24 protein-coding genes are annotated in these 26,342 nt (G+C 67.9%); 8 read left to right on the top strand and 16 right to left on the bottom strand.

The window, feature by feature from the left end; all coding sequences use genetic code 11:
* Positions 1-41 precede the first annotated feature (41 nt).
* Positions 42-1,532, bottom strand: coding sequence for a CoA-acylating methylmalonate-semialdehyde dehydrogenase (locus QWY76_RS14395; RefSeq protein WP_290311992.1), 1,491 nt, complete (start codon positions 1,530-1,532; stop codon positions 42-44).
* 201 nt (positions 1,533-1,733) lie between these two features.
* Entirely contained in the window at positions 1,734-3,077 is a 1,344-nt protein-coding gene (aptA, locus tag QWY76_RS14390; protein ID WP_290311991.1) for an omega-aminotransferase AptA, read from the bottom strand.
* A 169-nt stretch (positions 3,078-3,246) separates the two neighbouring features.
* On the opposite strand from aptA, the gene QWY76_RS14385 reads away from it, so the two are divergent.
* The 5 genes from QWY76_RS14385 (at position 3,247) to QWY76_RS14365 (ending at position 9,498) form a co-directional block, all read left to right on the top strand.
* Positions 3,247-4,167 (top strand): LysR family transcriptional regulator, encoded by a 921-nt coding sequence (locus QWY76_RS14385; protein WP_290311990.1) that lies wholly within the window; start codon positions 3,247-3,249, stop codon positions 4,165-4,167.
* A 465-nt stretch (positions 4,168-4,632) separates the two neighbouring features.
* On the top strand, positions 4,633-5,505 hold the full coding sequence (locus QWY76_RS14380) for a nitrilase-related carbon-nitrogen hydrolase (protein ID WP_290311989.1): 873 nt from the start codon (positions 4,633-4,635) through the stop codon (positions 5,503-5,505).
* Between the two features lie 93 nt (positions 5,506-5,598).
* Complete coding sequence (locus QWY76_RS14375; protein WP_290311988.1) at positions 5,599-7,131, top strand: NCS1 family nucleobase:cation symporter-1; 1,533 nt, start codon at positions 5,599-5,601, stop codon at positions 7,129-7,131.
* Positions 7,132-7,144: 13 nt separating this feature from the next.
* Positions 7,145-8,584: a dihydropyrimidinase gene (hydA, locus tag QWY76_RS14370; protein WP_290311987.1), complete on the top strand. Its 1,440-nt coding sequence runs from the start codon at positions 7,145-7,147 to the stop codon at positions 8,582-8,584.
* A 257-nt stretch (positions 8,585-8,841) separates the two neighbouring features.
* Positions 8,842-9,498: a TetR family transcriptional regulator C-terminal domain-containing protein gene (locus QWY76_RS14365; RefSeq protein ID WP_290311985.1), complete on the top strand. Its 657-nt coding sequence runs from the start codon at positions 8,842-8,844 to the stop codon at positions 9,496-9,498.
* A 240-nt stretch (positions 9,499-9,738) separates the two neighbouring features.
* Here QWY76_RS14365 and QWY76_RS14360 read toward each other — a convergent pair whose 3' ends face one another.
* The 11 genes from QWY76_RS14360 to cofG all read right to left on the bottom strand — a co-directional run bounded on the left by QWY76_RS14360 (position 9,739) and on the right by cofG (position 20,565).
* Positions 9,739-11,133 (bottom strand): NAD(P)(+) transhydrogenase (Re/Si-specific) subunit beta, encoded by a 1,395-nt coding sequence (locus QWY76_RS14360; protein WP_290311984.1) that lies wholly within the window; start codon positions 11,131-11,133, stop codon positions 9,739-9,741.
* Between the two features lie 3 nt (positions 11,134-11,136).
* Positions 11,137-11,424 carry an NAD(P) transhydrogenase subunit alpha part 2 gene (locus QWY76_RS14355; RefSeq protein ID WP_290311983.1) on the bottom strand — a complete coding sequence of 96 codons (288 nt, stop codon included), beginning with the start codon at positions 11,422-11,424 and terminating at the stop codon, positions 11,137-11,139.
* Entirely contained in the window at positions 11,424-12,587 is a 1,164-nt protein-coding gene (locus QWY76_RS14350; protein WP_290311982.1) for a Re/Si-specific NAD(P)(+) transhydrogenase subunit alpha, read from the bottom strand. The genes QWY76_RS14355 and QWY76_RS14350 overlap by 1 nt, the downstream gene beginning before the upstream one ends.
* A gap of 32 nt (positions 12,588-12,619) precedes the next feature.
* Complete coding sequence (locus QWY76_RS14345) at positions 12,620-13,852, bottom strand: Zn-dependent hydrolase (RefSeq protein WP_290311981.1); 1,233 nt, start codon at positions 13,850-13,852, stop codon at positions 12,620-12,622.
* A gap of 157 nt (positions 13,853-14,009) precedes the next feature.
* Positions 14,010-15,014 (bottom strand): TIGR03842 family LLM class F420-dependent oxidoreductase, encoded by a 1,005-nt coding sequence (locus QWY76_RS14340; protein ID WP_290311980.1) that lies wholly within the window; start codon positions 15,012-15,014, stop codon positions 14,010-14,012.
* A gap of 55 nt (positions 15,015-15,069) precedes the next feature.
* The gene (npdG, locus tag QWY76_RS14335) at positions 15,070-15,738 is read right to left on the bottom strand and encodes an NADPH-dependent F420 reductase (protein ID WP_290311979.1); all 669 of its coding nucleotides are present in this window, start codon (positions 15,736-15,738) and stop codon (positions 15,070-15,072) included.
* Entirely contained in the window at positions 15,735-16,592 is an 858-nt protein-coding gene (gene cofE, locus QWY76_RS14330; RefSeq protein ID WP_290311978.1) for a coenzyme F420-0:L-glutamate ligase, read from the bottom strand. The genes npdG and cofE overlap by 4 nt, the downstream gene beginning before the upstream one ends.
* Complete coding sequence (gene cofC, locus QWY76_RS14325; protein ID WP_290311977.1) at positions 16,517-17,230, bottom strand: 2-phospho-L-lactate guanylyltransferase; 714 nt, start codon at positions 17,228-17,230, stop codon at positions 16,517-16,519. Before cofC ends, cofE begins: the two co-directional genes overlap by 76 nt.
* On the bottom strand, positions 17,221-18,198 hold the full coding sequence (gene cofD, locus QWY76_RS14320; protein ID WP_290311976.1) for a 2-phospho-L-lactate transferase: 978 nt from the start codon (positions 18,196-18,198) through the stop codon (positions 17,221-17,223). Before cofD ends, cofC begins: the two co-directional genes overlap by 10 nt.
* Positions 18,195-19,406: a 5-amino-6-(D-ribitylamino)uracil--L-tyrosine 4-hydroxyphenyl transferase CofH gene (gene cofH, locus QWY76_RS14315; protein WP_290311975.1), complete on the bottom strand. Its 1,212-nt coding sequence runs from the start codon at positions 19,404-19,406 to the stop codon at positions 18,195-18,197. The genes cofD and cofH overlap by 4 nt, the downstream gene beginning before the upstream one ends.
* 28 nt (positions 19,407-19,434) lie before the next feature.
* Entirely contained in the window at positions 19,435-20,565 is a 1,131-nt protein-coding gene (gene cofG, locus QWY76_RS14310) for a 7,8-didemethyl-8-hydroxy-5-deazariboflavin synthase CofG (protein ID WP_290311973.1), read from the bottom strand.
* A gap of 296 nt (positions 20,566-20,861) precedes the next feature.
* Here cofG and ald point away from each other — a divergent pair, with 296 nt between their 5' ends.
* Positions 20,862-21,977: an alanine dehydrogenase gene (gene ald, locus QWY76_RS14305; RefSeq protein ID WP_290311972.1), complete on the top strand. Its 1,116-nt coding sequence runs from the start codon at positions 20,862-20,864 to the stop codon at positions 21,975-21,977.
* A gap of 50 nt (positions 21,978-22,027) precedes the next feature.
* Here the strand turns inward: ald and QWY76_RS14300 are convergent, their stop codons facing one another.
* Positions 22,028-22,309: a RidA family protein gene (locus QWY76_RS14300; RefSeq protein ID WP_290311971.1), complete on the bottom strand. Its 282-nt coding sequence runs from the start codon at positions 22,307-22,309 to the stop codon at positions 22,028-22,030.
* On the opposite strand from QWY76_RS14300, the gene QWY76_RS14295 reads away from it, so the two are divergent.
* Entirely contained in the window at positions 22,293-22,679 is a 387-nt protein-coding gene (locus tag QWY76_RS14295; protein WP_290311970.1) for a LysR substrate-binding domain-containing protein, read from the top strand. The genes QWY76_RS14300 and QWY76_RS14295 overlap by 17 nt on opposite strands.
* On the opposite strand, the gene QWY76_RS14290 is transcribed toward QWY76_RS14295, so the two are convergent.
* Entirely contained in the window at positions 22,612-23,805 is a 1,194-nt protein-coding gene (locus tag QWY76_RS14290) for a GAK system CofD-like protein (RefSeq protein ID WP_290311969.1), read from the bottom strand. The two genes, QWY76_RS14295 and QWY76_RS14290, sit on opposite strands and share 68 nt — an antisense overlap.
* A 463-nt stretch (positions 23,806-24,268) precedes the next feature.
* Here QWY76_RS14290 and QWY76_RS14285 point away from each other — a divergent pair, with 463 nt between their 5' ends.
* Positions 24,269-24,790: a SixA phosphatase family protein gene (locus QWY76_RS14285; RefSeq protein WP_290311968.1), complete on the top strand. Its 522-nt coding sequence runs from the start codon at positions 24,269-24,271 to the stop codon at positions 24,788-24,790.
* Between the two features lie 74 nt (positions 24,791-24,864).
* On the opposite strand, the gene QWY76_RS14280 is transcribed toward QWY76_RS14285, so the two are convergent.
* Entirely contained in the window at positions 24,865-26,313 is a 1,449-nt protein-coding gene (locus tag QWY76_RS14280) for an aldehyde dehydrogenase family protein (RefSeq protein ID WP_290311967.1), read from the bottom strand.
* Positions 26,314-26,342: the final 29 nt, after the last annotated feature.

The raw sequence follows: 26,342 nt of genomic DNA, 5'->3' as shown, positions 1-26,342 counted from the left end.
GCCCGTCTTGTCGGCAGGGCGTCACTGCCGGTCATGGAGCATCAGGAGGGGAAGGAGAACTGCGCGCCCTCGCGAATCCCGGCCGACGGCCAGCGCTGGGTGACGGTCTTGCGCTTGGTATAGAAGCGCACGGCATCCGGGCCGTAGGCACTCAGGTCGCCGAACAGCGAGCGCTTCCAGCCGCCGAAACTGTGGTAGGACACCGGCACCGGCAGCGGCACGTTGATGCCGACCATGCCCACCTGGATGCGGTCGCTGAAGAAGCGGGCCGCCTCGCCGTCACGGGTGTAGATGCAGGTGCCGTTGCCGTACTCGTGATCGTCGATCAGTCGCATGGCCTCCTCCATGGAGTCGGCGCGAACCACCAGCAGCACCGGGCCGAAGATCTCCTCGAGGTAGCAGGTCATGTCGGGGGTCACGCGGTCGATCAGGGTGCCGCCGACGTAGAAGCCCTGCTCGTGGCCGGGCACCTGGACCCCGCGGCCGTCGACGACGATCCTGGCGCCCTGGCGCTCGGCGCTGTCGATATAGCCGCAGACCTTCTCCTGATGGGCCCGGGTGATCACCGGACCGAAGTCGTTCTCGGCGTCGAAGTGGGGGCCGACCCTGAGGGTCTTCATCTGGGCCTGCATCTTCTCGATCAGGGCGTCGGCCGCCGCGTCGCCCACGGCGACGGCCACCGACAGCGCCATGCAGCGCTCGCCCGAGGAGCCGAAGGCCGCCCCGGTCAGCGAGTTGACCACGTTGTCCATGTCGGCGTCGGGCATGACGATGGCGTGGTTCTTGGCGCCGCCCAGCGCCTGGCAGCGCTTGCCGTTGGCGCTGGCGCGGCGGTAGATGGTCTCGGCGATCGGCGTGGAGCCGACGAAGCTCACGGCCTTCACGCGGTCGTCGTCGAGCAGGGTGTCGACGGCGTCCTTGTCACCGTTGACCACGTTCAGCACGCCGGCGGGCAGGCCGGCCTCCAGCGCCAGCTCGGCGATGAACAGCGCCGAGGTCGGGTCGCGCTCGGAGGGCTTGAGGACGAAGGTGTTGCCGCAGGCGATGGCCATCGGGTACATCCACAACGGCACCATGGCCGGGAAGTTGAACGGCGTGATGCCGGCGACCACGCCCAGCGGCTGGAACTCGCTCCAGGAATCGATGCCGGGGCCGGTGTTCTTGCTGTACTCGCCCTTGAGCAGCTCCGGGGCACCGCAGGCGTACTCGACGTTCTCGATGCCGCGCTGCAGTTCGCCCTTGGCATCGTGGACGATCTTGCCGTGTTCCTGGCCGATCAGCCGGGCGATCTCGTCGGCATGCTGCTCCAGCAGCGCCTTGAAGCGGTACATCACCCGGGCCCGCTTGGCGGGCGGGGTGTCGCGCCAGGCCGGGAAGGCGGCCTCGGCGGCGGCGATGGCCTCCTCGACGGTGGCCTTGCTGGCCAGGCTCACCTGGCCGGCGACCTCGCCGGTGGAGGGGTTGAAGATGTCCTGGGTGCGCACGGCGTCGTCGACTCGAGTGCCGTTGATCAGATGGCCAAGTGTGGTCATGGAATTACCTCTCTAAGAAGTCATTCAGTGGTGAGGTGCTTTAGAGCTTCCCCGTCACAGGTGATGAGCTGACCCGGCGCCAAGCCTTGGCGAGGGCGCTGTAAATCCTTCCCTGGACGCTACTTTTGCCGTCCCTGGTCAAAAGACCCTCGCTCCGCCTTGTCCCCGGCGCTCATCTCACCGGATGCTTTGAATTAGTGCTTAGCCCAGTTCGCCGATGGCGTCGCCAAGGGCGTTGATGAGTCGGTCGATCTCGTCGCGCTCGACGATGAAGGGCAGGCCCAGCTGGATGGTGTCGCCGCCGTAGCGCACGTAGAAACCCTTGTCCCAGCACTTCATCGCGATCTCGAAGGGCCGGCGGGCCGGTTCGCCGGGGTAGGCCTCGATCTGCAGGGCGCCGGCGAGGCCGTAGTTGCGGATATCGCTGACATGGCGGCTGCCCTTCAGGCCGTGCAGGGCATCCTCGAAGCGCGGCGCCATCTCCCGCACGCGGTCGATCAGGCGATCGTTCTCGAGCACGTCAAGGGACGCCAGGGCCGCGGCACAGGCCACCGGATGCCCCGAGTAGGTGTAGCCGTGGGGCAGCTCCATCATGTAGTCGGGACCGCCCTGCTCCATGAAGGTGTGGTAGATCTCCCCCTGCACGATGACCCCGCCCATGGGCACCGCGCCGTTGGTCAACTGCTTGGCGACGTTCATGATGTCCGGCACCACGCCGAACTCCTCGGCACCGGTCATCGACCCCATGCGCCCGAAGCCGGTGATGACCTCGTCGAAGATCAGCAGGATGTCGTGGGCATCGCAGATCTCGCGCAGGCGCTTGAGGTAGCCCCGGGGCGGCGGGATCACCCCGGCGGAGCCGGCCATCGGCTCGACGATCACCGCGGCGATGTTGGAGGCATCGTGCAGGGCGATCAGCTCCAGCAGCTCGTCGGCGCGCTCGGCCCCGTGCTCGGGCATGCCACGCGTGAAGGCGTTTTCCTTGAGCAGGGTATGCGGCAGGTGGTCGGCATCGATGCCCTGGCCGAACAGCACGCGGTTGGCGCCGATGCCGCCCAGGCTGATGCCGCCGAAGTTGACGCCGTGATAGCCCTTGGAGCGACCGATCAGCTTGGTCTTGGTCGGCTTGCCCTTCTTGCGCCAGTAGGCGCGGGCGATCTTCAGCGAGGTGTCGGCGCTCTCCGAGCCGGAGCCGGTGAAGAACACGTGATCGAGCCCCTTCGGGGTCAGCTCACGGATCCGGTGGGCCAGCTCGAAGGCCTTGGGGTGGCCGTACTGGAAGGCCGGGGCATAGTCCAGCTGGCGCAGCTGCCGGTGGACCGCCTCGGCGATCTCGGGACGGCCATGGCCGGCACCGCAGGTCCACAGGCCGCAGAGGCCATCGTAGATCCGGCGCCCGTCGGCCGCGGTGTAGTAGCTGCCCTCGGCGCCGACGATGATCCGCGGGTCGCGCTTGAACTGGCGGTTGCCGGAGTAGGGCATCCAGTAGGCATCCAGCTGCTCGGCGGTCAGGCCCGCGGTCTGCTGGGGAGAACGATCTGACATGGCAGCACCCTCTGTGGTCATCGTCTTGTTGGAGGTTGTGCAGGGAAGCGTGGTTCAGGGCGGCGATAAGTTAAATCTAGACTTGTTGAATTTCATGTAAGCACTGGATTAACTTTCAAGTTCGTCCCGCCGAGCCGGCGGGAGACACGTCACCGCGAGGGGAGAGGCCATGACACGCCGCAAGGAGGCCCTGACGGGACAGCTCAGCGATGCGGACCTTCGGCTGCTGCGCATCTATCGCAAGGTCGTGGAGTGCGGTGGCTTCTCCGCCGCCGAGGTGGAGCTGAACATCAGCCGCGCCGCCATCAGCATGGCGATGAGCGACCTGGAGACGCGTCTGGCCCTGCGCCTGTGCCAACGGGGCCGCAGCGGGTTCGCCCTGACCGACGAGGGCGCCGAGGTCTTTGAAGCCACCCTGCAGCTGCTGGCGGCGACGGAAGGGTTCCGTACCCGCGTCAACAGCCTTCACGCCTGGCTCAAGGGCGAGCTGAACATCGGCATCACCGACAACCTGGTGACCATGCCGCAGATGCACATCACCGATGCGCTCAGCGCGCTGAAGGAGCGCGGTCCCGACGTGCGCATCAACATCCGCATGATCCCGCCCCACGATATCGAGCTCGGCGTGCTGGACGGCCGCCTGCACACCGGGGTCGTACCCGCAATCAAGACCCTGCCCGGGCTTAACTACCTCTCGCTCTACGAGGAGACGTCGCAGCTCTACTGCGCTTGCGGCCACCCGCTGTTCGATGCCGAGACCGTGACCGACGGGCAGTTGGCGAGCAGCGATGCCGTGACGCCGGCCTATGCCCAGAGTCCGGAGATCAAGGCGCTGCATGAACCCCTCAAGGCCACCGCATCGGCCACGGACCGGGAAGGCATCGCCTTCCTGATCCTCTCCGGCCGCTATATCGGCTACCTGCCGACCCATTTCGCCGAGCGCTGGGTGCGTGACGACCGGTTGCGCGCCCTGAACCCGGACACCTGCCGCTACGTCACCCGCTACAGCGCCATCACCCGCAAGGGGGCCCCGCCCAATCGGGTCCTGGAAAGCTATCTCGAGGAACTGGGCCAGCGGGTGGAGGGCTGAACGCCCTCTGCTTCCCGCCACCGGCTTGCCGGCAACCCTCGCGCGAACTGCGCCAGACACCGCCCGGATCATGCCCTGCCCTGGTGCGCTGAGCCTGGCGGCATTGCCATCGTGGCGCACGGGGAGTCCGTTTTACCTTATGGAAAAATTTATCCTTGACCATCCGAAAAGCGCCTTTTACCTTTACCAAAAGGTAAAAAACCGGTAGCGCTACGATACTTCGGGTTGTGATCGAGTAATTGTCTGTATTTTAGGGTTTTTTGCCGTTCTTTTTCGGCATGGATGGTCGGGGTTCGCGGGGTGTGTCGCTCGGTTGTGGCCAGCTTTTTCGCCTCCCGGCAGCCTTCAATTTTTCCTGGTGATGCCTGACAAGATAAGCGTATTTTCTAATCAATCCTTTGGTCATTCAGTAGGGGGTGGCCAGGATCGAGAAGCCTAATCCCACAACAACAAGAGGGGTGTGCGATGAGAAAGTTGAAGTGCGGCCTGATCCAGATGGGCCTCAAGGGCGACGCCTCGATGCCTCCGGAGCGGATCCGGGAACAGATGCTCGAGGCCCACCTGCCCTTGATCGATGAGGCAGGAAAGCAGGGCGTACAGGTGCTCTGTTTTCAGGAAGTCTTCACCCAACCCTATTTCTGCCCCAGCCAGGACAGGAAATGGTACGACGCCGCGGAGCGAATTCCCGACGGTCCCACCACCAGGCTGATGCAGGAATATGCCAGAAAGCACCGGATGGTGATCGTGGTGCCGATCTATGAGGAGGACATCACCGGTGTCTACTACAACACCGCGGCGGTCATCGATGCCGATGGCACCTACCTGGGCAAGTATCGCAAGAATCATATCCCCGACACGGCTCCCGGCTTCTGGGAGAAGCTGTACTTCAAGCCGGGAAACAGCGGCTATCCGGTCTTCGATACGGCCTACTGCAAGCTGGGGGTCTATATCTGCTACGACCGTCACTTCCCGGAGGGCTGGCGGGCGCTCGCTCTGAACGGCGCCGAATATATCGTCAATCCCTCCGCCACGGTGGCCGGCAAGAGTCGCTACCTCTGGGAGCTGGAACAGCCCGCCTCGGCGGCCGCCAATGGCGTCTTCATCGGAGCCATCAACCGCGTCGGGCGCGAGGCCCCCTGGGATGAGCAGATGGGCGAGTTCTACGGTTCCAGCTATATCGTGAATCCGCTGGGCAAGATCGAGGCCCAGGCCAGCGAGGACCAGGATGAGCTCCTGGTGCATGAGATCGACCTGGACCTGATCCGTGAAGTGAGAAACGGCTGGCAGTTCTTCCGTGACCGCCGCCCCGAATCCTACGACGAGCTGATCGAGCAATAGTCGCCGGATGGCCCACGAGGCCCGGTGAGCTCGCATGACATCCGCACCTGGGCTGCGCCAGGACTACAACAACAACTCTCTGGGTAATACACAATGACTCATACAAGCGATGACGCGGTAATCGGCGGAGGAGCCGATCGCCGAGGCGAGTACTGTCCGGATCTATGGAATGCCGACCTGGCTCCCGTGGACAGGGCACAGCGGACCTGGAACTGGCAGAACATCGCCGGCCTCTGGGTCGCCATGGTGGTGTGCGTGCCGGCCTACATGCTGGCGGCGAGTCTGGTGCCCGAAGGCATGTCGTGGTGGCAGGCGGTGCTGACCGTCTTTCTCGGCAACCTGATCGTGCTGGCCCCCATGCTGCTGATCGGGCATGCCGGCACCAAGCATGGTATTCCCTTCCCGGTGCTGTTGCGCGCCTCCTTCGGTACCTCCGGCGCGAAGCTGGCGGCCATGATGCGAGGGGTCGTGGGCTGTGGCTGGTTCGGCATCCAGACCTGGGTCGGCGGCTCGGCCATCTATGTCATCCTCAATATCCTGACCGACCATGCGCTGGTCGGTGAGCCGATTCCCGGCCTGGGCATCGATATGGCGCAGTTCCTCTGCTTCCTCGCCTGCTGGGCCATGCATGTCTATTTCATTGCCAACGGGACCGAATCGATCCGTGCCCTCGAGACCTATGCGGCGCCCTTCCTGATCGCCATGTCGCTTGGCCTGCTGGTCTGGGCCGTGGTCAAGGCCGGGGGCCTCGGGCCCATGCTGTCCACGCCGTCCCAGTTCGTCGAGGGCGGGGCCCGGGAGGGCGAATTCTGGCAGGTGTTCTGGCCGGGGCTGACGGCCATGGTGGGCTTCTGGGCCACCCTGGCCCTGAACATCCCCGACTTCACCCGCTTCGCCAAGGACCAGAAGCACCAGTTCATCGGCCAGGCGGTCGGGCTGCCGATCCCCATGGCGCTATTGGCCTTCATCGCCGTGGCCGTGGCTTCGGCCACCGTGGTGATCTATGGCGAGGCGCTGTGGGATCCGGTCGCCATCACCGAGCGCATGGGCGGCCTGGCGGTCATCATCGCGCTGATCGCCCTGCTGATCGCGACGGTGACGACCAACCTGGCGGCCAATGTCGTGGCGCCGGCCAACGGCTTCTCCAACCTCAGCCCGGGCAGGATCACCTTCAAGATGGGCGGCTACATCACCGCCGGCCTGGGCATCGCCATCATGCCCTGGAAGCTGCTGGAGTCGACCGGCGCCTACATCTTCACCTGGCTGATCGGTTACTCCGCGCTGCTCGGGCCCCTGGCCGGCATCATGCTGGCGGATTACCTGCTGCTGCGTAAGACCGAGCTGTCGGCCGACGACCTGTTCAAGAGCGACGGCTGCTACAGCTACCGGCATGGCTGGAACCCGCATGCCTTCCTGGCCTTCGGCATTGCCGTGCTGCCCAACCTGCCCGGTTTCCTGTCGGCCGCCGGCCTGATCGACAGCGTGCCGAGCCTGTTCTCCACGCTCTACAACTATGCCTGGTTCGTCGGGGTGGCCGTCGGCGCCACCGTCTACCTGACGCTCATGCGGCTGAGTCGCCCCGCCGTGTCGGCGCCACGCCCCGACACCCACACCGCCGTCGAATAACAAGGAGAGCCCTATGTCCGTTCTGATCAAGGGTGGCACCGTCGTCACCGCCGACCACAGCTTCCGGGCCGATATCTACTGCGAGGATGGTCGGATCGCCGCCATCGGCGAGGACCTCGCGGTGCCGGCCTCGGCCGAGGTGATCGACGCTGCCGGGCAGTACGTGATGCCTGGCGGTATCGACCCCCACACCCATATGCAGTTTCCCTTCATGGGAACCGTGGCCAGCGACGACTTCTATACCGGCACCGCCGCCGCCCTGGCCGGCGGTACCACCAGCATCATCGACTTCGTCATCCCCAAGCCGGGACAGCGGCTGATGGAGGCCTATGAGCAGTGGCGAGAGTGGGCCGAGAAAGCCGCTACCGACTATAGCTTTCACGTGGCCATCACCTGGTGGGACGACTCGGTCCGCGAGGACATGGGGACCCTGGTGCGCGATCACGGGGTCAACAGCTTCAAGCACTTCATGGCCTACAAGAATGCCATCATGGCCGATGACGAGACGCTGGTGAAAAGCTTCCGGCGCTCGGTGGAACTCGGCGCGATGCCCACCGTGCATGCCGAGAACGGCGAACTCGTCTACCAACTGCAGCAGGAGATGCTGGACAAGGGCATCACCGGCCCGGAAGCCCATCCCCTGTCACGCCCACCGCTGGTCGAGGGCGAGGCGGCGAATCGCGCGATCCAGGTCGCCCGGGCCATGAACGTGCCGATCTACCTGGTCCACGTGTCCTGCAAGGAATCCCTGGATGCCATCACCCGGGCGCGCACCTCCGGCCAGCGGGTCTATGGCGAGGTGCTGGCGGGTCACCTGACCATCGATGACAGTGTCTATCGCAGCAAGGATTTCGACTTCGCCGCCGCGCACGTCATGAGCCCGCCCTTCCGTCCCAAGGAGCACCAGGAGGCCCTCTGGCACGGGCTGCAGGGCGGCAACCTGCAGACCACGGCCACCGACCATTGCTGCTTCTGCACCGACCAGAAGGCGGCCGGCCGCGACGACTTCACCAAGATTCCCAACGGCACCGCCGGCGTCGAGGACCGCCTGGCGATCCTCTGGGACGAGGGCGTCAACAAGGGACGCCTGACCCCCAACGAGTTCGTGGCCGTCACCTCGACGAATACGGCCAAGCTGTTCAACCTCTACCCGCGGAAGGGCAGCATCTCGGTGGGCGCGGATGCCGATATCGTGGTCTGGGACCCGCAAGGCTCCCGGACCATCTCCGCCGAGACCCACCACATGAGCGTGGACTTCAACATCTTCGAGGGCCGTACCGTGACCGGTATTCCCTCCCATACGCTCAGCCATGGCCGGATCGTCTGGTGCAACGGCGAGCTGAGGGCCGAGCGGGGGGCCGGGCGCTACCTGCACCGTCCGCCCTTTGCCCCGGTGTTCGAGGCCATGGCCAAGCAGGGTGCCCTCCAGGAGCCCCAGCCGGTCGAGCGCTGATCGTCCCCCTTCTGGCGGGGGAAGGCCCCCGCCAGTTTTTTCCCTTCCGGGGTGGTCTTCCCTGCCTACCCTGCCGATCCGTTGGCCCCCTGCGGTCGCCCGTCACGATGCTTCTTCGCCCTGCGTGCGCCCCTTGAGGGCCAGGGGGGTATGGTAGAATTGGCCAAAAACGCGGCAGCAGCCCCGAGGCTGGGGCATGCGCGAGGGCCGGATGCGTCTTGCCCGTGGAACTGCACCATAAGGGAGCTGGATACCGGATGAGCGACCATCAGCACAGGGCGAAACCCAGGAAGCCCTCGCCCGCTCGCGCGGCGCAGGAGGCGAAGATACTGGCCGCGGCGGAGGAAGCCTTCGCCCATCTGGGCTACAACGGGGTGTCTCTCGAGGCGATCGCCGAGCGGGCCGGCCTCTCGAAGCAGAACATGCTCTACTACTTTCCTTCCAAGGAGAGCCTCTATCACCAGGTGATCCGGAATATCCTGGACCTGTGGATCGAGAAGATGGCCCTGCTCGAGCAGGAGAGCGACAGTCCCCGGGCCATGCTCGAGAACTATATCCGCGGCAAGCTGGAGATTTCCCGTACCCGGCCCAACGGTTCCAAGGTGTTCGCCAACGAGATCATCAGCGGCGCGCCTCACCTGCAGGAATACATGCGCAACAACCTGCTGCCACAGCTCGATTCCGATATCGCGCTGGTGAAAAGCTGGATCGCCGAGGGGCGGATGGACCCGGTCGATCCCGAGCACCTGTTCTTCACCATCTGGGCATCCACGCAGACCTATGCCGACTTCTCCACGCAGATCGGCATGGCGCTGGGCAAGGAAAGCCTGGACGAGGGGGACTTCCAGCGGGCCGGTGACTTCCTGGTGCACGTGATCCTCAAGGGCACCGGCCTGGTCGAGACGACACCCTGATCGGGCCGAGGGCGTCGAGCGGTTCGCCTTGATGGCCTGACGGGTTACAGAAAGAACAGGCGGTGTTTCGGGGAACAGCGCCTTTCTTGAGTGGGTGGCTGGCTCTCGGACGTGGAACTTGACGAGGGGCTGACCGCGCGCTGGGTGTCCATCCCCGCATCGCCCCCGCCACACGCCTTGCGCCCGCGTCCAGCACGAGAGGACGGGGACGCCGCTGGCCCCCGCCCCCTTCATGCCTGCTCAGGCGGCCTCGTTGAGGGCGCCCGTCAGGTCGAGGATCGCCTGCTTGCCATCGCCGAAGAGCATCAGGGTGTTGTCCTTGGCGAACAGCGGGTTGGGCAGGCCGGCAAAGCCGGGACTGAGGCTGCGCTTGACCACGATCACGGTGCGCGCCTGGTCGACGTCGAGGATCGGCATGCCATAGATGGGGCTGCCCTTGTCCTCGCGGGCCAGGGGATTGGTGACGTCGTTGGCACCGATCACGATCACCACGTCGGTCTGGGCGAAGTGCGGATTGATCTGCTCCATGGGCTGCATCTTGTCGTAGTCGACTTCCGCCTCGGCGAGCAGCACGTTCATGTGCCCTGGCATGCGACCGGCCACCGGATGCAGGCCGTAGATCACCTCCGCACCGCGGCGCTCCAGGGTGTCGGCCAGGTCACGGACCGCATGCTGGGCCTGGGCCATGGCCAGGCCGAAGCCCGGGACGATCACCACGCGCTGGGCGGTTTCCAGCAGCATGCCGACTTCCTCCGCGGAGGAGGACTTGACCTTGCCGGCATAGACCTCGTCGGCATCCATCGCCTCGCCCCCTTCCTCGGAGAGAGAGCCGAACAGCACGCCCGCCAGGGAGCGGTTCATGGCCACGCACATGATGCGGGTCAGGATCAGGCCGGAGGCGCCCACCAGGGCCCCGGACACGATCAGTACGGTGTTGCCCATGATGAAGCCGGCGGCGGCGGCGGCGATCCCCGAGTAGGCGTTGAGCAGGGCGATCACCACCGGCATGTCGGCCCCGCCGATGGGCACGACCAGGGTCACCCCCAGCACCAGGGCGATCGCGGTCAGCAGCAGCACCAGGCCGATGCCGCCATGGCCGGTGCCCAGGCTGGCCACGATGGCCAGCGCCGCGATGAGCATCACGCCGTTGAACAGCGTGATGCCCTTGAAGCCCATGGGCCTGCCGGGCAGCAGTTCCTGCAGCTTGCCGAAGGCCACGGCGCTGCCCGTCAGGGTCACCGCGCCGATCAGTACCGTCAGGCCGATGGCGATGAGGCCGACGATGCCGGAGGCCGCCACCGGGCCACTGGTGGAGAGGAAGCTGGCCAGGGCCACGGCCAGCGAGGCGCCGCCGCCGAAGCCATTGAGCAGCGCCACCATCTGCGGCATGGCGGTCATCTGGATGCGGGTGGCCAGCAGCACGCCGATGGCGGCCCCGATGACGGCGCCGGTGAGGATCCAGCCGTAGGAGAGGATCGAGCGGTCCAGCAGGGTCACCACCACCGCCAGCAGCATGCCGATGGCCGCCATCAGGTTCCCGCGCACCGCGGTGCGTGGGCGCGTCAGGCCCTTGATGCCGCCGATGAACAGCACGGCGGAGAGCAGGTAGAACAGGTTGACGAATGACAGGCTCATGGCTTATCCCCTCCGGCTGAACATGCGCAGCATGCGGTTGGTGACCATGAAGCCACCCACCACGTTGATGGTGGCGAGGGTCACGGCCATCATGCCCAGCACCGACACCCAGAGGCCGCTGACCTCGCCGGAACCGGCGGCGAGCAGGGCCCCCACCAGGGTGATGCCGGAAATGGCGTTGCTGCCCGACATCAGCGGGGTATGCAGGGTGGCCGGCACCTTGGTGATCAGCTCGACCCCCAGGATGACGGCCAGCACGAACAGGGACACTTGCATGATCATCATGTCCATCACGCCACCTCCTTGCAGGCCTTGATAGGAAGCGCCAGGCGCTCGCGTATGCGGGCGGCGCGCACTTCGCCCGCGTGGGTCACCACCGTCTCGTCGAGGATCTCGTCCTCGAAGTCGAGCTGCAGGCGCCCCTCGTGATCCAGCAGGTGGCGCAGCAGGTTCTCGAGGTTGCGGCCGTACATCTGGCTGGCATGGTGGGGCAGGGTGGCGACGATATTGGTCGGCCCGATGATGGTGACGCCGTAGACGCTGACCACCTCGCCCGGCTGGCTCAGCTCGCAGTTGCCGCCGCGCTCGGCGGCGAGATCGACGATCACGGCGCCGGCCTTCATGCCCTTCACCATCTCCTCGGTGATCAGCACCGGCGCCTTGGCACCGGGGATCGCCGCCGTGGTGATGACCACATCCTGCTGGGCAAGCACCGTGCTCATCTGCTCTCGCTGGCGATCGAGGAAGTCGTCATCCTGCTGGCTGGCGTAGCCGCCCTGTCCCTCGGCGGCCGAGGTGTCCAGGTCCAGTTCGACCGGCTTGGCGCCCACCGAGAGGATCTGTTCCCGTGCCGCCGGGCGGACGTCATAGGCTTCCACCACGGCGCCCAGCCGCTTGGCCGTCGCGGCGGCCTGGAGGCCGGCGACCCCGGCGCCCATGATGAAGACCCGGGAGGGATTCAGGGTGCCGGCCGCGGTCATCATCATCGGGAAGATGCGCGGCGCCTGGGCGGCGGCCAGCAAGACGGCCTTGTAGCCGGCCAAGGTGGCGATGGAGGACAGGGCATCCATGCTCTGGGCGCGGCTGATGCGGGGCACCAGCTCCAGCGCGAGGGTCGTGATACCGCGCTTGGCGAGATCGCTGAAGCGGTCGCAATGGCTGAGCGGATCCATCAGGCCGATACAGACCTGGCCGTCCTGCAGGTCGGCGAGGCCTTCTTCGCGGGAGGCATCGACGCAGAGGATGATCTCGCTTCTCTCCACTAGCTGGGCACGCGTCTCGAGGATCTCGGCGCCCGCCTCGCGATAGCTGGCGTTGCTGAAGCCGGCGGCGTCGCCGGCGCCGGTCTCCACGAAGATCTGGCAGCCGAGGCCGACCAGGGTCGAGACATTCGCGGGGACCAGGGCCACCCTGGCTTCGCCGGGGTGACGCTCCCGCATGACCGATATGCGCATTGTGGTTCTCCTGGGTCCGGTGGGACTCGTCATCAGTGGTTGGCGCGCTCCAGCACCGCCTTGAGCAGCACGTCGCAGCCCGCCGCCAGGTCATCCGGGGCGGCTCGCTCGGCCTCGTTGTGACTGATCCCGTCCTCGCAGGGCACGAAGATCATCGAGGTGGGCGCGACCCGCGAGATGTAGCAGGCGTCGTGGCCGGCGCCGCTGACCATCTCCCGATGGCTGAGGCCGAGGGACTCGGTGGCCTTGCGGACCGAGGCCACGCAGTCGCGGTCGAAGGGCACCGGCGGCGAGTACCAGATCTGCTCGAAGTCCATCTCCAGCCGGAGGTCGTCGACGATGCGCCGGGCGCCTTCCCGCAGCGCCTGGTCCATCCGCTCGAGCACGCCGGCATCCGGGTGACGGAAGTCCACGGTGAAGAACACCTGGCCGGGAATGACGTTGCGCGAGTTGGGGAACACCTGCATCAGGCCGATGGTGGCGCAGGCATTGGGCTGGTGTTCCATGCCGATGCGGTTGACCATGTCGACGATTCGCGCGGCGCCCACCAGGGCATCGCGACGGGTCGGCATGGGGGTCGGGCCGGCATGGGACTCCTGGCCGGTCAGCGTGATCTCGTACCAGCGCTGGCCCTGGGCATCGGTCACGACGCCGATCCGCTTGCCCTCCGCCTCGAGGATCGGGCCCTGTTCGATATGGGCCTCGAAGAAGGCCTTGAAGGGGCGGCCGCCGACCTCGGCGCTGCCGGCATAGCCGATGCGGGCCAGCTCCTCGCCCATGGTCTTGCCGTCCAGGTCGGCGCGGCTGAGGCCATACTCCAGGTCGAAGGCGCCGGCAAAGACGCCGGACGACACCATGGCCGGCGGGAAGCGGGAGCCTTCCTCGTTGGTCCATACCGAGGCCTCGATGGGCGCCCGGGTCTCGATGCCGTTGTCGTTGAGGGTGCGGATCACCTCGAGGCCGGCGAGCACGCCATAGACGCCGTCGAACTTGCCGCCGGTGGGCTGGGTGTCCAGGTGGCTGCCCATCACCACCGGCGGCAGCGCGTCGTCCTGGCCGGCCCGGCGCGCGAAGATATTGCCCATCTTGTCGACGCTGATCGTGCAGCCGGCGTCCTCGCACCAGCGCACGAAGAGGTCGCGCCCCTGCTTGTCGAGGTCGGTCAGCGCCAGGCGACAGCAGCCGCCCTTCTCGGTGCCGCCGATCTCGCCCATCTCCATCAGGCTGTCCCACAGGCGCTGCTTGTTGGTGCGGATGTCTTGCATGATGTGCCTCGCGAAACGTTGTCCGAATACCGTGGCTTCGTGAACAGGGCGCAGGGGCCGATTTTTTTCCAGGGCGTGCCAGGCCCGGTGAGAGGCTTGGCCCTGTCGCGTCTTGGGGTGGAGGAGGGGCCGGTGGCGAGGCCACCGGCCGCCTGGATCAGTCGCGGAAGCGCGGGATGATGTGCTCGCCGTACTGGGCGATGATGTTTTCCTCGTCGCCGTTGTCCAGGTAGATGTTGAAGTGGGTCATGCCCGCTTCCTGGAGGTGCTGCAGCTTGGTGACATGGTCGTCGGGCTGGCCCAGCACGCAGAAGCTCTCGACGATCTCCGGGGTGATGAAGTCGAGGTAGGGGTTGTCGCTCTGGCCATGCTTGGAGTAGTCATAGCCCTTGCGCTTCTCGATGTAGTCGGTGAGGCTCTTGGGCACCAGGCCGCTGTCGGTGCCGTATTTCTCGACGATATCGGCCACATGGTTGCCGACCATGGCCGGGAACCACTTGGTGGACTCGATGCAGCTGGCCTTGTCGCCGAAATAGGCGGGGGCGGCGACGATGACCTTGTAGTCGGTCATGTCGCGACCGGCTTCCTGGCCCGCCTTGACGGCCTGGTTGCCGAGCCATTCGACCAGGTAGGGGTCGCCGATCTGCAGGATCACGCCATCCCCGACCTCACCGGCGGTCTTGAGCGCCTTGGGGCCATAGGCGCCGATGTGGACCGGCAGCTCGTAGCCATCGGCCCAGGGGAACTTGACCGGTTCCGGGCACTCGCCGTAGATCACCTCCTCGCCGCGCACCATGGCCTTCACCTTGTGGGTGAACTCGGCCACCCGGGCCAGGGGCGCGGGCTTCTTGCCCATCACGCGCACCGAGCTGTCACCGCGACCCAGGCCGATATCGAAGCGCCCGCCACTCTGCTTGGCCAGGCTGGCGAAGAGGCTCGCCGCCAGCGACCAGTCGCGGGCATTGGGGTTGGTCACGCAGGGGGCGAAGCGCATCCGGGTGGTGTGTTCCATGCACATGGCGATGGCCGGATAGCACTCGCGCCACAGGATGTGCGAGTCATAGAACCAGCAGTAGTCGAAACCGGCCTCCTCGGCCTGCTTGACCAGGTTGCGGGCGCGGTCGGGGCTGACGAAGCCCTTGAAACAGATACCGAATTCCATCGTCGTGTTCCTTCTGTTGTGATTGTTGGTCGTGCTCAGCATGGCGCGGGGAACCTCAGGCGCCGGGCGCCCAGATGCGGATTCCCGCATGGGTAAAGGGCACCTTCTTCGAGATATTGAGGCGGATCAGGATGGGGGTGATGGCCTCGATGCAGCGGGCGTTGACGGCCGGTCCGGCGTTGTAGGCCTGCACATCCAGCTTGCGGATCAGCTCGATGACGCGCTCCTTGGCCGCCAGGTCGTTGCCGCAGACCAGCACGTCGCAGTTGATGCCGTGGTCCAGGTCGTTGAGGGTGGTGGCGGAGACGTTGTGCAGGGCGCCGACCACCGGGACGCCGTCGCCGAGCAGGGCCTGGGCGGCCTCGGTGGCGGAACCGGCGGCCGGCATGTCCACCGCCTTGGGATCGCCATCGGCCAGGGGCACCACGATGTCGATCAGGGTCTTGCCCTCCAGCCGGTCGCGGATCGCCTCCAGGGTGGCGTCATGGGCCGCGTAGGGCACCGCCAGGATGACCAGCTCGTCGGCGGCGGAAACCGCGCCGCGCAGGTCCTCGCCGGCGATGGCCGCCGCCCCGCCGGCCAACTGGGCCTGGAGCTCGTCGGCGGCCGCCCGGGCGCGGCCGGCGTCCCGCGAGCCGATCACGACCGGGATGCCGGCCCGGGCGAAGCGCAGGGCCAGGCCTCGGCCCTGGGGGCCGGTACCACCAAGAATTGCAATACTCATCGGAACAGGTCCTCTTGTGGGGGGCGAATCAGGTCACGTGCCGAGCTGTTGCTGGATTGCCAATCGATGCCCCGGAACAGCACCACCGGGGTCTTGTCGCTCTTGCCCATCAGCAGGCCCGAGGCTGCCGCGAGCTCGTCGGCCAGGGCCGGCATGGTCACCGACAGCACCCGGCCGAAGGCGTCCCGCTCGCCGACCAGGTCGACCTGGCTGGGCACGCGGGCCAGGCCGATGGCCACGTTGACCAGGCCCATGCGCCAGGGGCGGCCGAAGGTGTCGGTGATCACGATGCCCAGGCGCACGCCGAAGGCGGCCTCGAGGCGCTCGCAGAGGCGGCGGGCGCTGCGGTCGGGGTCCTCCGGCAGCAGGATGATGGTGTCCTCGGCGCCGACGTTGGACTCGTCCACCGCCGCATTGGCGCAGATGAAGCCCAGGCGGTGTTCGGCGATCAGGGTGCCTTCCGTCTGCTGGGGGCGCTTCACCGCGCGCACCACGCGGCGGGATTCCCCGAGGATGGCCTCGACCTTGCGCGGGTCCTTGTTGACCTGCGCGGCCAGTTCGCGGGCCTCCTGGCTCGGGGTGATGTCGGCGAGGGCCACCACCCGGCCCTCCGCCTTGGAGACGACCTTGTGGGCGATCACCAGGATGTCGCCGTCCCGCAGCGGCTGGCCGCGACGCGACAGGGTCTCGACCAGGATCTGCGCCAGGTCGTCTCCCGGTACGATGTCCGGGATGCCGGCCACCGTCTGCATGGCGATGTCGCCGTGGCGGGGCGGGGTCACGGGGTCGTCAGCCACGCGGCCCAGGGCGTCATCGGTGACGGGGTCAGGTGGCGTGTCGAGCAGAGATTCCATAACTTCACCAGCTCCTGCGGCGCGTCGCCGCTGCGTTGACGAACGAGAGTGTCCAGGGTGTCGAGGTCCTCGGGGGTATCGAGGTCGAAGCGCAGGTGCTCGAGGTCCAGCATCCGGCAGGGCAGGCCCCGCCGGTGAGCCGCTTCGCGATGCGCCTCGCTCGAGTGCGCCCCGAAGTGGAACGGCAGCACATCGGGGGGCGTGGTCAGCAGGGCGTTGGTGCCGCCGTCGCTGGCCGGGCATATCAGTACCGAGGGGCCGGGACGGGGAGCGGCCAGCAGCCGGCGCAGTTCGGCCTCGTCGAGATGGGCGATATCCGCCGGGATCAGCAGCTGGGCCGCATAGCCCTGCCGGCGGCTCCACTCGGCGGCCAGGGACGCCGCGGCGGACAGCCCCCGCGGTCGGGTTTCCATCAGCACATCGGCGTCGTAGCGGCGCGCCAGGTCGGCGATGGCCGACGAGGCGGTGACCACCAGCAGGTCGTGCTCGGGCAGTCGCTCGCGGAAGAACGCCAGGGTGCGTTCGCACAGCCGTCGCGCCAGCGCCGAGCGGCGGTCGGGGGCCAGGACCTGGCCGAGGCGGCTCTTGGCCTCGCCGAAGTCCTTGACCGGGATGACGATCAGGGTATCTAGGGACATGACAGGGCCTCGTCTTGCGGCTGCGGCTGTCCGGCGAACGCCAGGACCTCCCGGGCCAGGCGGGCCTTGTCGGCCGCATCGCGCATCAGGGTCCGGGTGGTCTTCACCGCGAGACCCCGCTCGGCCAGGGCGGTGGCGTCATCGTCGTCCTGGGCATCGATCACCAGGCCGTCGATCAGTCCGGCATAGCCGTCGGCCACCCCCAGGTTGCTGCAGGCGAAGCCGGCGGCGACCAGCATGCGGTCGGCGGGGCCCTTGACCGTGCGTCCGCCGATCAGCGGCGAGACCGCGATGCGTCGGGCGCGGCTGCGCTCCACGGCCCGGCGCATGCCGGGGATGTCCAGGATGGGGCCGATGCTGACCACGGGATTGCTCGGGGCGATCAGCAGCAGGTCGGCCTGCTCGATGGCGGCCAGGGCCTCGGGCGTCGGGCGGGCCTCGGCGAGGCCGTCGATGCGGATATCGAGGACCTCGGGGCGGCACTGCTCGCGCACGAAGTACTCCTGGAAGGCCAGCCAGCCGGCCTCCGTCTTGACCCGGGTCTGCAGGCGGTCATCGGTGGGCAGCAGCAGGTTCGTCGTCACGCCCAGGCCCTGGGCGATGCTCTGGGCGATGGCGCTCGGCCGAAGGCCCTGGCGGCGCAGCTCGGTGCGGTAGATGTGGGTGGCGAGGTCCTGGTCGCCCAGGTACATCCAGGTGTCGCGGCCCAGCCGCGCGAGGCCATCGAGCACGCGGTGGCTCTCGTTGGCCAGGCCCCAGCCCTTCTCGCGGTCGATGAGCCCGGCCAGGCTGTAGGTCAGGGTGTCGATGTCCGGCGAGACCCAGAGGCCATGGAACTCCTGGTCGTCGGCCACGTTGCCGATCACCGTCAGCTGGTCCGGCGCACAGACGGCGGCCAGGCCGACGGCGAGCTTGGCGCCCCCCACGCCGCCGGCCAGCAGCGTGATGCGTGGCTGGCCCCCGCTCATTCCAGGCCTCCCGCCACCCGGGGCAGGTGCGATTCCGGAGCATCGACGACCTCGAGATGCCGGTAGAGGGTGTTGCGGCGCACCGGCTGGCGGCCCATCCGACGGATCATGCGCGCCAGGTCGTCGGGCAACATCTCCTGGCCATGATCGCCGCCGGCGGCCCGCGAGATGCTCTCGTTCATCAGGGTACCGCCGAGATCGTTCACGCCGGCGGCCAGCATCTCGCGGGCCAGGTCGGGCCCCAGCTTGACCCAGGAGGCCTGGATGTTGTCGATCCAGCCGTTCAGCATCAGCCGGGCCACCGCATGCATGCGGATATGCTCGAGACGACTGGGTCCCGGACGGACCCCCTCGTGCTCCAGGAACAGCGGGGTCTTGTAGTGCACGAAGCCCAGCGGCACGAATTCGGTGAAGCCGCCGGTCTCCTTCTGGATCTCGCGGAGCAGGGCCAGGTGGGCGGCCCAGTGCTCCGGCCCGTCGATATGCCCGTACATGATGGTCGAGGTGGTGGGCAGGCCCTGGCGGTGGGCCGTCTTGATGATCTCGACCCACTCGGCGGTGGTCAGCTTGTCGCGGGTCAGCTGCTGGCGGATCTCGGAGTCGAGGATCTCCGCGGCGGTGCCGGGCATGGAGCCGAGGCCATGATCGACCAGGTCGCGGATGAAGTCGTCGTAGCCGAGGCGGCTCTTGCGGGCACCGAACCAGATCTCGAAGGGCGAGAAGGCATGGATGTGCATGTCCGGCAGGGCGCCCTTGATGGCCTTGAGCATGTCGCGGTAGAAGTGGCCCGGAATGTCCGGGTGCAGTCCGCCCTGGATGCAGACCTCGGTGGCGCCGCGATCCCAGGCTTCCTGGGCCCGTCGGGTGATTTCCTTCAGGTCGAAGAATTCGGCGTCCGCATCGTCCTTGCGCTTGGCGAAGTTGCAGAAGCGGCAGCCCATGTAGCAGACGTTGGTGTAGTTGATGTTGCGGGTGATGACGAAGGTGGCGGCATCGCCGACCCGCTGTTCCCGCAGCCGGTCGGCGGTCGCGGTCAGGGCGTCGAGTTCGGCGCCCTCGACACCGAACAGGCGAATGGCGTCGGCTTCACTCAGTTCCTGCCCGCCCAGGACGCCTTCCAGGATGCCGCGGATGGGCGCTGTCACCCCGCGGCGATACAGCTCCTCGGGGAAGGGGGGATGGAGATTCAGGGTCGTGCTGGTGGTCATGGAGGCACTCCTGCTCAGGGGCATGTGGTCAGAGGCACTGCTGTCGTGCCAGGCCATCCGCGCGGGCGATGCCGGATAGCCGGGAGGCGATGGAGGGCGTGAAGAACCGCTCCGGCACCTCCCTCAGATAGCGGGGATAGACCGCCAGTCGCTCCTCCAGCCCAAAGCCGCAACGGGCCGTGGCCTGGCGCAGGGACGCGATCTGGGGCCAGGCGCGCTCGGGATTGATGTGATCGATGGTGACCGGCGAGATGCCTCCCCAGTCGTTGATGCCGGCGCCGATATAGGCCGCGAAGCGTTCGGCGAGATTGGGCGGGGCCTGGAGGCTGATCGAGGGATCCAGCAGCAGGCGGGCCAGCACCAGGGTGCGCACCATGTCGTCGAGGCTGGGTTCCGGGTGGCCCGCCATGGCCGTGCCGGGCTTGGCCCGGAAGTTCTGGACGATGACTTCCTGGATATGACCGTAGCGCCGATGCAGGTCGTTGATGGCCTGCAGGCTGTCGACCCGCTCGGCCCAGGTCTCGCCGATGCCGATGAGGATGCCGGTGGTGAAGGGCACGCCCTGGCGGCCCGCCCGCTCCAGGGTCCGCAGGCGCTGCACGGGCACCTTGTCCGGGCAGGCGAAGTGAGCCTCGCCACGCTGCAGCAGGCGCCGGCTGACGTTCTCGAGCATCATGCCCATGCTGACGCTGACCGGCTTGAGCCGCGCCACGTCCGCGTCCGACAGGGTGCCGGCATTGACATGGGGCAACAGCGAGCTCTCGTCCAGCACCCGGGCACACATCTCGGCGAGGTAGTCGATCATGCTGCCGTGCCCCAGTGCCGCCAGGGCCTCCCGGGCCTCCGGATAGCGTCGCTCCGGCTTCTCGCCGAGGCTGAACAGCACTTCCTTGCAGCCCAGGCGCTCTCCCTCGCGCACCACCGCCATGACCTCCTCGGGATTCATCACCCGGGCCGCGGCCGAGCCCGGCTTCTGCACGAAGGTGCAGTAGCCACAGTCGTCACGACACATGTTGGTCAGTGGCACGAAGACCTTGCGGGAGTAGGTGAGGGTCTGGCCCCAGTGCCTGTCACGCAGCTGGGCCGCGCGAGCGGAGAGAGCCTGGAATTCGCTATCCGGCGCCGTTTCCAGCGCCAGCGCCTGCCGACGGGTCAGCATGATAAGCAGCGCCTCCTGTTGTTGTTGTGCGCTTGTGCCGTGTTCCGGTTGGCTCCTCGTGAAGCGAGTTTTTACCAACTGGTAAATTTCAATCTAGAGCATTTTTTTCCAGTTGGTCAAACTTTTTCGACGACGCTCTTCGTGATCGACCGGCGGTGGGTCTTGCGGGAGGTGGCCGGTGGAAAGGTAAGCGTTTGCTGTCATGAGCTTAACGATTCATGGGTTTAATCCCGGGGTGTGCCGGCTCAGGCTGAGGGCGTCAAACCACCCGCCAATGACGACAACGAGGAGCGCCCATGCACATCGCCGTCCCGAGGGAAATCAAGAATCATGAGTACCGTGTGGCCCTGACCCCCTCCGGGGCCCGTGAACTGGTCGGTCGTGGCCATCGTGTGACGCTCCAGGCCGGGGCGGGAGACGGGGCCGGCTTTGCGGATGCGGCCTTCGAGGCGGCCGGGGCGCGGATCGAGCGCGATGTGGCGGCCCTATGGCATGACGCCGAGCTGATCCTCAAGGTCAAGGAACCCCTGCGCGAGGAGGTGGCGCGCCTGACCGCCGGCCAGACGCTCTTCACCTACCTGCACCTGGCGGCCGAGGAGGACCTCACCCAGGGACTGATGGAGAGCGGCGCCACCTGCATCGCCTACGAGACCATCACCGATCGCCAGGGCGGGCTGCCCCTGCTGGCGCCGATGAGCACCGTGGCCGGCCGCATGGCGGTGCAGGCCGGGGCCCACAGCCTGGAGAAGGCCCAGGGCGGCGCCGGCATCCTGCTGCCCGGGGTGCCGGGGGTCGCGCCGGCGAAGGTGGCGGTGATCGGAGGGGGCGTGGTGGGCGAGAACGCCGCGCGAATGGCCCTGGGACTCGGCGCGGAGGTCAGCGTGCTGGACAGGTCCATCGCGCGTCTCGAGCAGCTCGATGACCGCTATCAGGGACGCATGAAGACGGTGTATTCCACCGCCGATGCGCTGGAGCAGGTGGTGAGGGAGTCCGACCTGGTCATCGGTGCCGTGCTGGTGCCGGGGGCGGCGGCGCCCAAGCTGATCACCCGCGAGATGCTGGCCGACTTGAAACCGGGGAGCGTGCTGGTGGACGTGGCCATCGATCAGGGCGGCTGTTTCGCGACCAGCCAGGCGACCACCCATGCCCAGCCGACCTACCTGGTCGATGGCGTGGTGCACTACTGCGTGGCGAACATGCCCGGCGCCGTCGCCCGGACCTCCACCCAGGCGCTGACCAATGCCACCTTGCCCTACATCATCGCGCTCGCCGACAAGGGCTGGCGGCAGGCGCTGGCCGATGATCCCCACTTCCTGGCGGGGCTCAATGTCCACGATGGCCGGATCACCCATGCGGCGGTGGCGGAGGCATTCGGCCTCAGGAGCCGCGAGGCCAGCCTGGTGGTGAGCTAGTCGTGTGCCGCGGGGCGCGACGCGCCGCCCCCGTTCAGGGATGGGGGGCTTCAGGCCGTGCCGGGCGGCACCGCGGCATAGGCCACCATCTCCAGGCGCATCGCCTCGCGGGCGAAGCCGGAGACGATGATGGCGGCCCGGTTGGGGTAGGGCTCGCTCACGTACTCGGCGTAGACGCGGTTGACCGTGGCCAGGTCCTCCCGGGCGGTGACATGGATCAGCAGCTGGGTCAGGGCCTGCATGCCGGCGCCGGCCATCTCCAGGGTATGGACGAGGTTGTCCAGGGGCTGGCGGGTCTGGGCCTCGATGCCGGCCTTGTTCAGTGACTTCATCCACCGCTACCCCGAGCCGCGGGGCAGTCTTCAGGACGGCAATGCGGACTTCGTCAGGCGCCTGGTGGCCGGCGCTGAGGTCGAAGCGGGGATCACCAGCCTGTGGCAGCAGGACGACGGCCTGGCCTTCACGCCATCGATGCGCGGTGCCATCGACGTGGTGTGCCGGGATGACCATTCCCTGGTCGAGCGCGAGCTGGGCCTGTTGAGGGCCGGGCAGCGCAGCCTGTCTCCGGCGGCCCAGGCCATGGAGGCCTTCGTCATCGCGTCGCTGCGGCCAGACGACAGCGTCGGGCGCCGAGTCAGGCGAGCGACATCAGGGCGGCCACCAGCAGGTCATCGTCGAAGTGGGGGGCGCTGCGCTCGCTGACCAGGGGGATGTCGAGCAGCGTCACGCCCAGCTCGGCCAGGCTGTCGGCGTCGAGCTGGCCGACATAGTCGCCGTGCCGGCTGTCGATGAGGATGACGTCGAGCAGGGCGGCGGTGGGACAGTCCTCGCCGGTGTCCCGGCGCAGGGTCTCGAGCAGGGCCGAGACCAGACCGGGCAGGTCCTGGCCGAGCTGTTCGGGATCATGGCCCGGGTTGGGGATGAACACCTTCGGGCAGGGGGTGTCGCGGATGGCCCGGCCGACCCCGGCGGGCAGGAGGTTGGCGAGCACGCTGGAATAGAAACTGCCGGGGGGGTAGCAGATCAGGTCGGCGGTGGCGATGAGCCGGCGGCTGTCCTCGGGCAGCGCCGCCGTGACCGGGACATGCGCCTCGCCGCTGGCGGAGAGGTCGATCCGCGCGATGGGGGTGTCCAGGGGCGGGACTTCCTTGCCGGTGATGCGGTGCTGGCCGAGCACCCGACGGCCATCCGCCAGGGTGGCCGCCAGGTGGTAGTCATGGTCGACCACCGCGCGGACGGTGCCGCGCACCCGCACCAGCTCGGCGGCCTGCCGGACCATGGGATCGAGTTGCTGGTGGTTGGCCAGGTAGCCGCCGGCCAGGATCAGGTTGCCGATGCAGGCCCCGCGCAGGTCGAAGGTCGCAGGCATCGCCGCCCGGAAGGCGCCGAGCTGGCGGCAGAGCGGCCGGCGCAGGGCGGGGGTGAGATCGGCGACCAGGGCATGTCGGCCGCTGACGAGCGCCTCGAGGGTGGCCCGCAGCTCTTCCGGCGCTGCCTCCATCGGCAGGCGATGGCTGAAGAGGCGGCAGATGCGCGGATGGTCCGGGACGGCCTCGTCCGCCAGGGCCATCAGGCGGCTGCGCAGGTCGCCGAGGGCCGGCATGCCGAAGGCGTCGCGCAGCGTGGCCGAGCTGCCGCCGGAATCGAAGGGGGTCACCAGGTGGATGGTGTTGTGGCTGTAGCGCTGCAGTCGGCGCGAGAGGCCCTCGAGCGCCGAACCACCGCTGAAGAACAGCAGCCTGGGGCCCCGCTCCGGGGCCTGCCGATAGCGTCGGACCCGCAGCGGATCGGGCACCGGGTCGGTGCGGGGCGGCCGGATATCCATCATGCATCCTTTCCTTCGGCTTGGGTGCCTACCTGGCGACGTTATCTCGTTGTCTCGAGATTGTCGCCTATTGCTGCCGGGGTGGCCCGCCGCATGCGCACAGGTGATGCCGTTGTGGCCGGGTTGGACCGCGAAGATGGCAAGAAGTGGCACCCCTGTGCCAGGGCCGACCCGCGGTGACGGCAGCCCGGCACCGAACAGGCGGATTCTACGGGAAGGGGGGGCAGGCCAGGCGGGAAAATGCGCGGGAGATTGCTGGCTGTCGCGGGGATGCCGTGGCGATGAGGCGCCCTGGGCCCGAGGGGCGCGCCTGTGGAGCGGCGGGTGGCTATCCTGAGATCACCTGCCCATGATGCCCGGCCGACGGCGAGGCGGCCGGTCTAGCGTCGCCGGAGGAGGGATCGTTCCGCGGTGATGCAAGGCTTCCGCCCCATCGGGGGCCTCGTCATCGCCAAGGAGGCACGTTATGCCCCGGGAACTGCTACTGCTGCGCCACGGCAAGTCCGACTGGTCGACACCGGTGGGCGACCTGGCGCGGCCGCTAAACAAACGCGGCAAGCGCGGCGCCCGGCGCATGGGGACCTGGCTCGCCCGGGAGGGGCGGGTGCCGGAGCGGATCCTGGCCTCGCCCGCCGTGCGTGCCCGGGCCACCGCCGAGACCTGTGCCAAGGCCATGGGACTGGCCCGCGACGCCGTGACGATCGAGGCGCGCCTCTACGCGGCCGGTCCCGAGGCGCTGGCGCAGGCGGTGTCGCGTTGCCCCGCCAGGGTCTCGCGACTGATGGTGGTCGGCCACAATCCCGGCCTCGAGGCCTTCCTGGTCTGGCTGCTGCCCGAACCGCCCCCCGTGCCCGACGACGGCAAGCTGCTGCCCACCGCCAGTCTCGCCCGCCTGACGCTCGACGGGCCCTGGTCGTCGCTCGATGCCGGTCAGGCGCGCCTGATCGAGATCCAGCGGGCCCGGGCGCTGCCGGCGGAGCTTGCCTAGTCGGTTGCGCTCATCGCCCGCGGGACGGCCCCCTGCCCAGGCGGGGCGCCGCGGGTCTTCGCGTCAGGGGGCGCCTAGTCCGCCGGACCGATCAGGTGCTTGACCTCGAGATAGGCGGAGAGTCCCCGGGGGCCGAGTTCGCGGCCGATGCCGCTGATCCCGAAGCCTCCCCAGCTGGCCTCCGGCATCACCAGTTGCTCGCTGTTGTACCAGATGCTGCCGGCGCGCAGGGCGCGACCCACCCGCCTGGCACGCTCGGCATCGCCCGAGATCACCGTGGCGGCGAGACCGAAGGCCGAGTCGTTGGCCAGCGCGATGGCCTCGGCATCGCTCTCGACGCTGCGCGCGCAGAGCACCGGGCCGAAGATCTCCTCGCACCACAGGCGGCTGTCGGTGGGCACGTCGCGGTACAGCGTCGGGGCGACGAACTCGCCCTGGGAGGGCAGCCCGCGATGGCGGGCGTCGCGCACCGCGACGAGGCCTTCCTCGGCGGCGATGGTCAGGTAGCCCTCCACGGTCTGGCGCTGTCGGGCGCTGGTCATGGGCCCCATGTCGGTGGCCTCGTTCAGGGGATCGCCCAGGCGGATGGTGTCGATGCGTGTGGCGAGCGCGGCATAGAGCGCCTCGGCCTGCGACGCATGGACGATCAGCCGCGAGGTGGCCGAACAGATCTGGCCGGAGTTGAAGTAGATGCCGGCCATTACCCAGTCGGCGGCCGCCTCGACGTCGGCATCCTCGAGCACCAGGATCGGCGACTTGCCGCCGAGTTCCAGCGAAATCCCGCGCACGCCCTCGGCAGCGGCACGCATGACCTTCTCGCCCACGGCATTGCTGCCGGTGAAGGACAGCTTGTCGACGCCGGGATGGGCGGTGAGCGGCGCGCCGATGCCCTCGCCGTCGCCGTGCACCAGGTTGAGCACTCCCGGGGGCAGGCCGATCTCGAGGGCGATCTCCGCCACCGCCTGCTCGGGCAGCGGCGTCACCTCGGAGGGCTTGAACACCACCGTGCAGCCGGCGGCCAGCGCCGGGGCGATCTTCCAGGCGCTGGTCACCAGCGGGAAGTTCCAGGGGGTGATCAGGCCCGCGACCCCCACGGGGTCCTCGTAGCTGCGGGCCTCGATACCGTCCAGGCCGTGCTCGACGAGGCGGCCCTGGCGTGCCTCGAGCGCCCGGGCCTGGCCGGCATAGTAACGGTAGCAGGCGATGGCATCGTCCAGGTCGATGCCGGCCTCGGCCAGTGCCTTGCCGTTGTTGGTCGCCGACACGCGCATCAGCGCCTCGCGGCGCTCGGTGAGGGCGTCGGCGAAGGCGTCGAGGTAGTCGGCCCGGCGCCCGCCGCCCAGGGCCTGCCAGGCGGGCAGGGCGCGGCGGGCGGCAGCCACCGCGGCGTCGACGTCGGCCGCCTCGCCGGCGGTGAGCTCGGCGATCGGCACCTGGCGATAGGGATCGGTCACCGCCAGGCGGCGCGTGGCCTGGCTCTCGACCCAGTGGTTATCGATGAACTGTTTGGTCAGTCGTTGCACGGCAAGGCTCCGGTTGGGCCGGCGGCGGG

The sequence above is a fragment of the Halomonas maura genome, from assembly GCF_030409305.1.
Taxonomy (GTDB): domain Bacteria; phylum Pseudomonadota; class Gammaproteobacteria; order Pseudomonadales; family Halomonadaceae; genus Halomonas; species Halomonas maura.
This window is presented reverse-complemented; position numbering and strand designations above follow the sequence as displayed.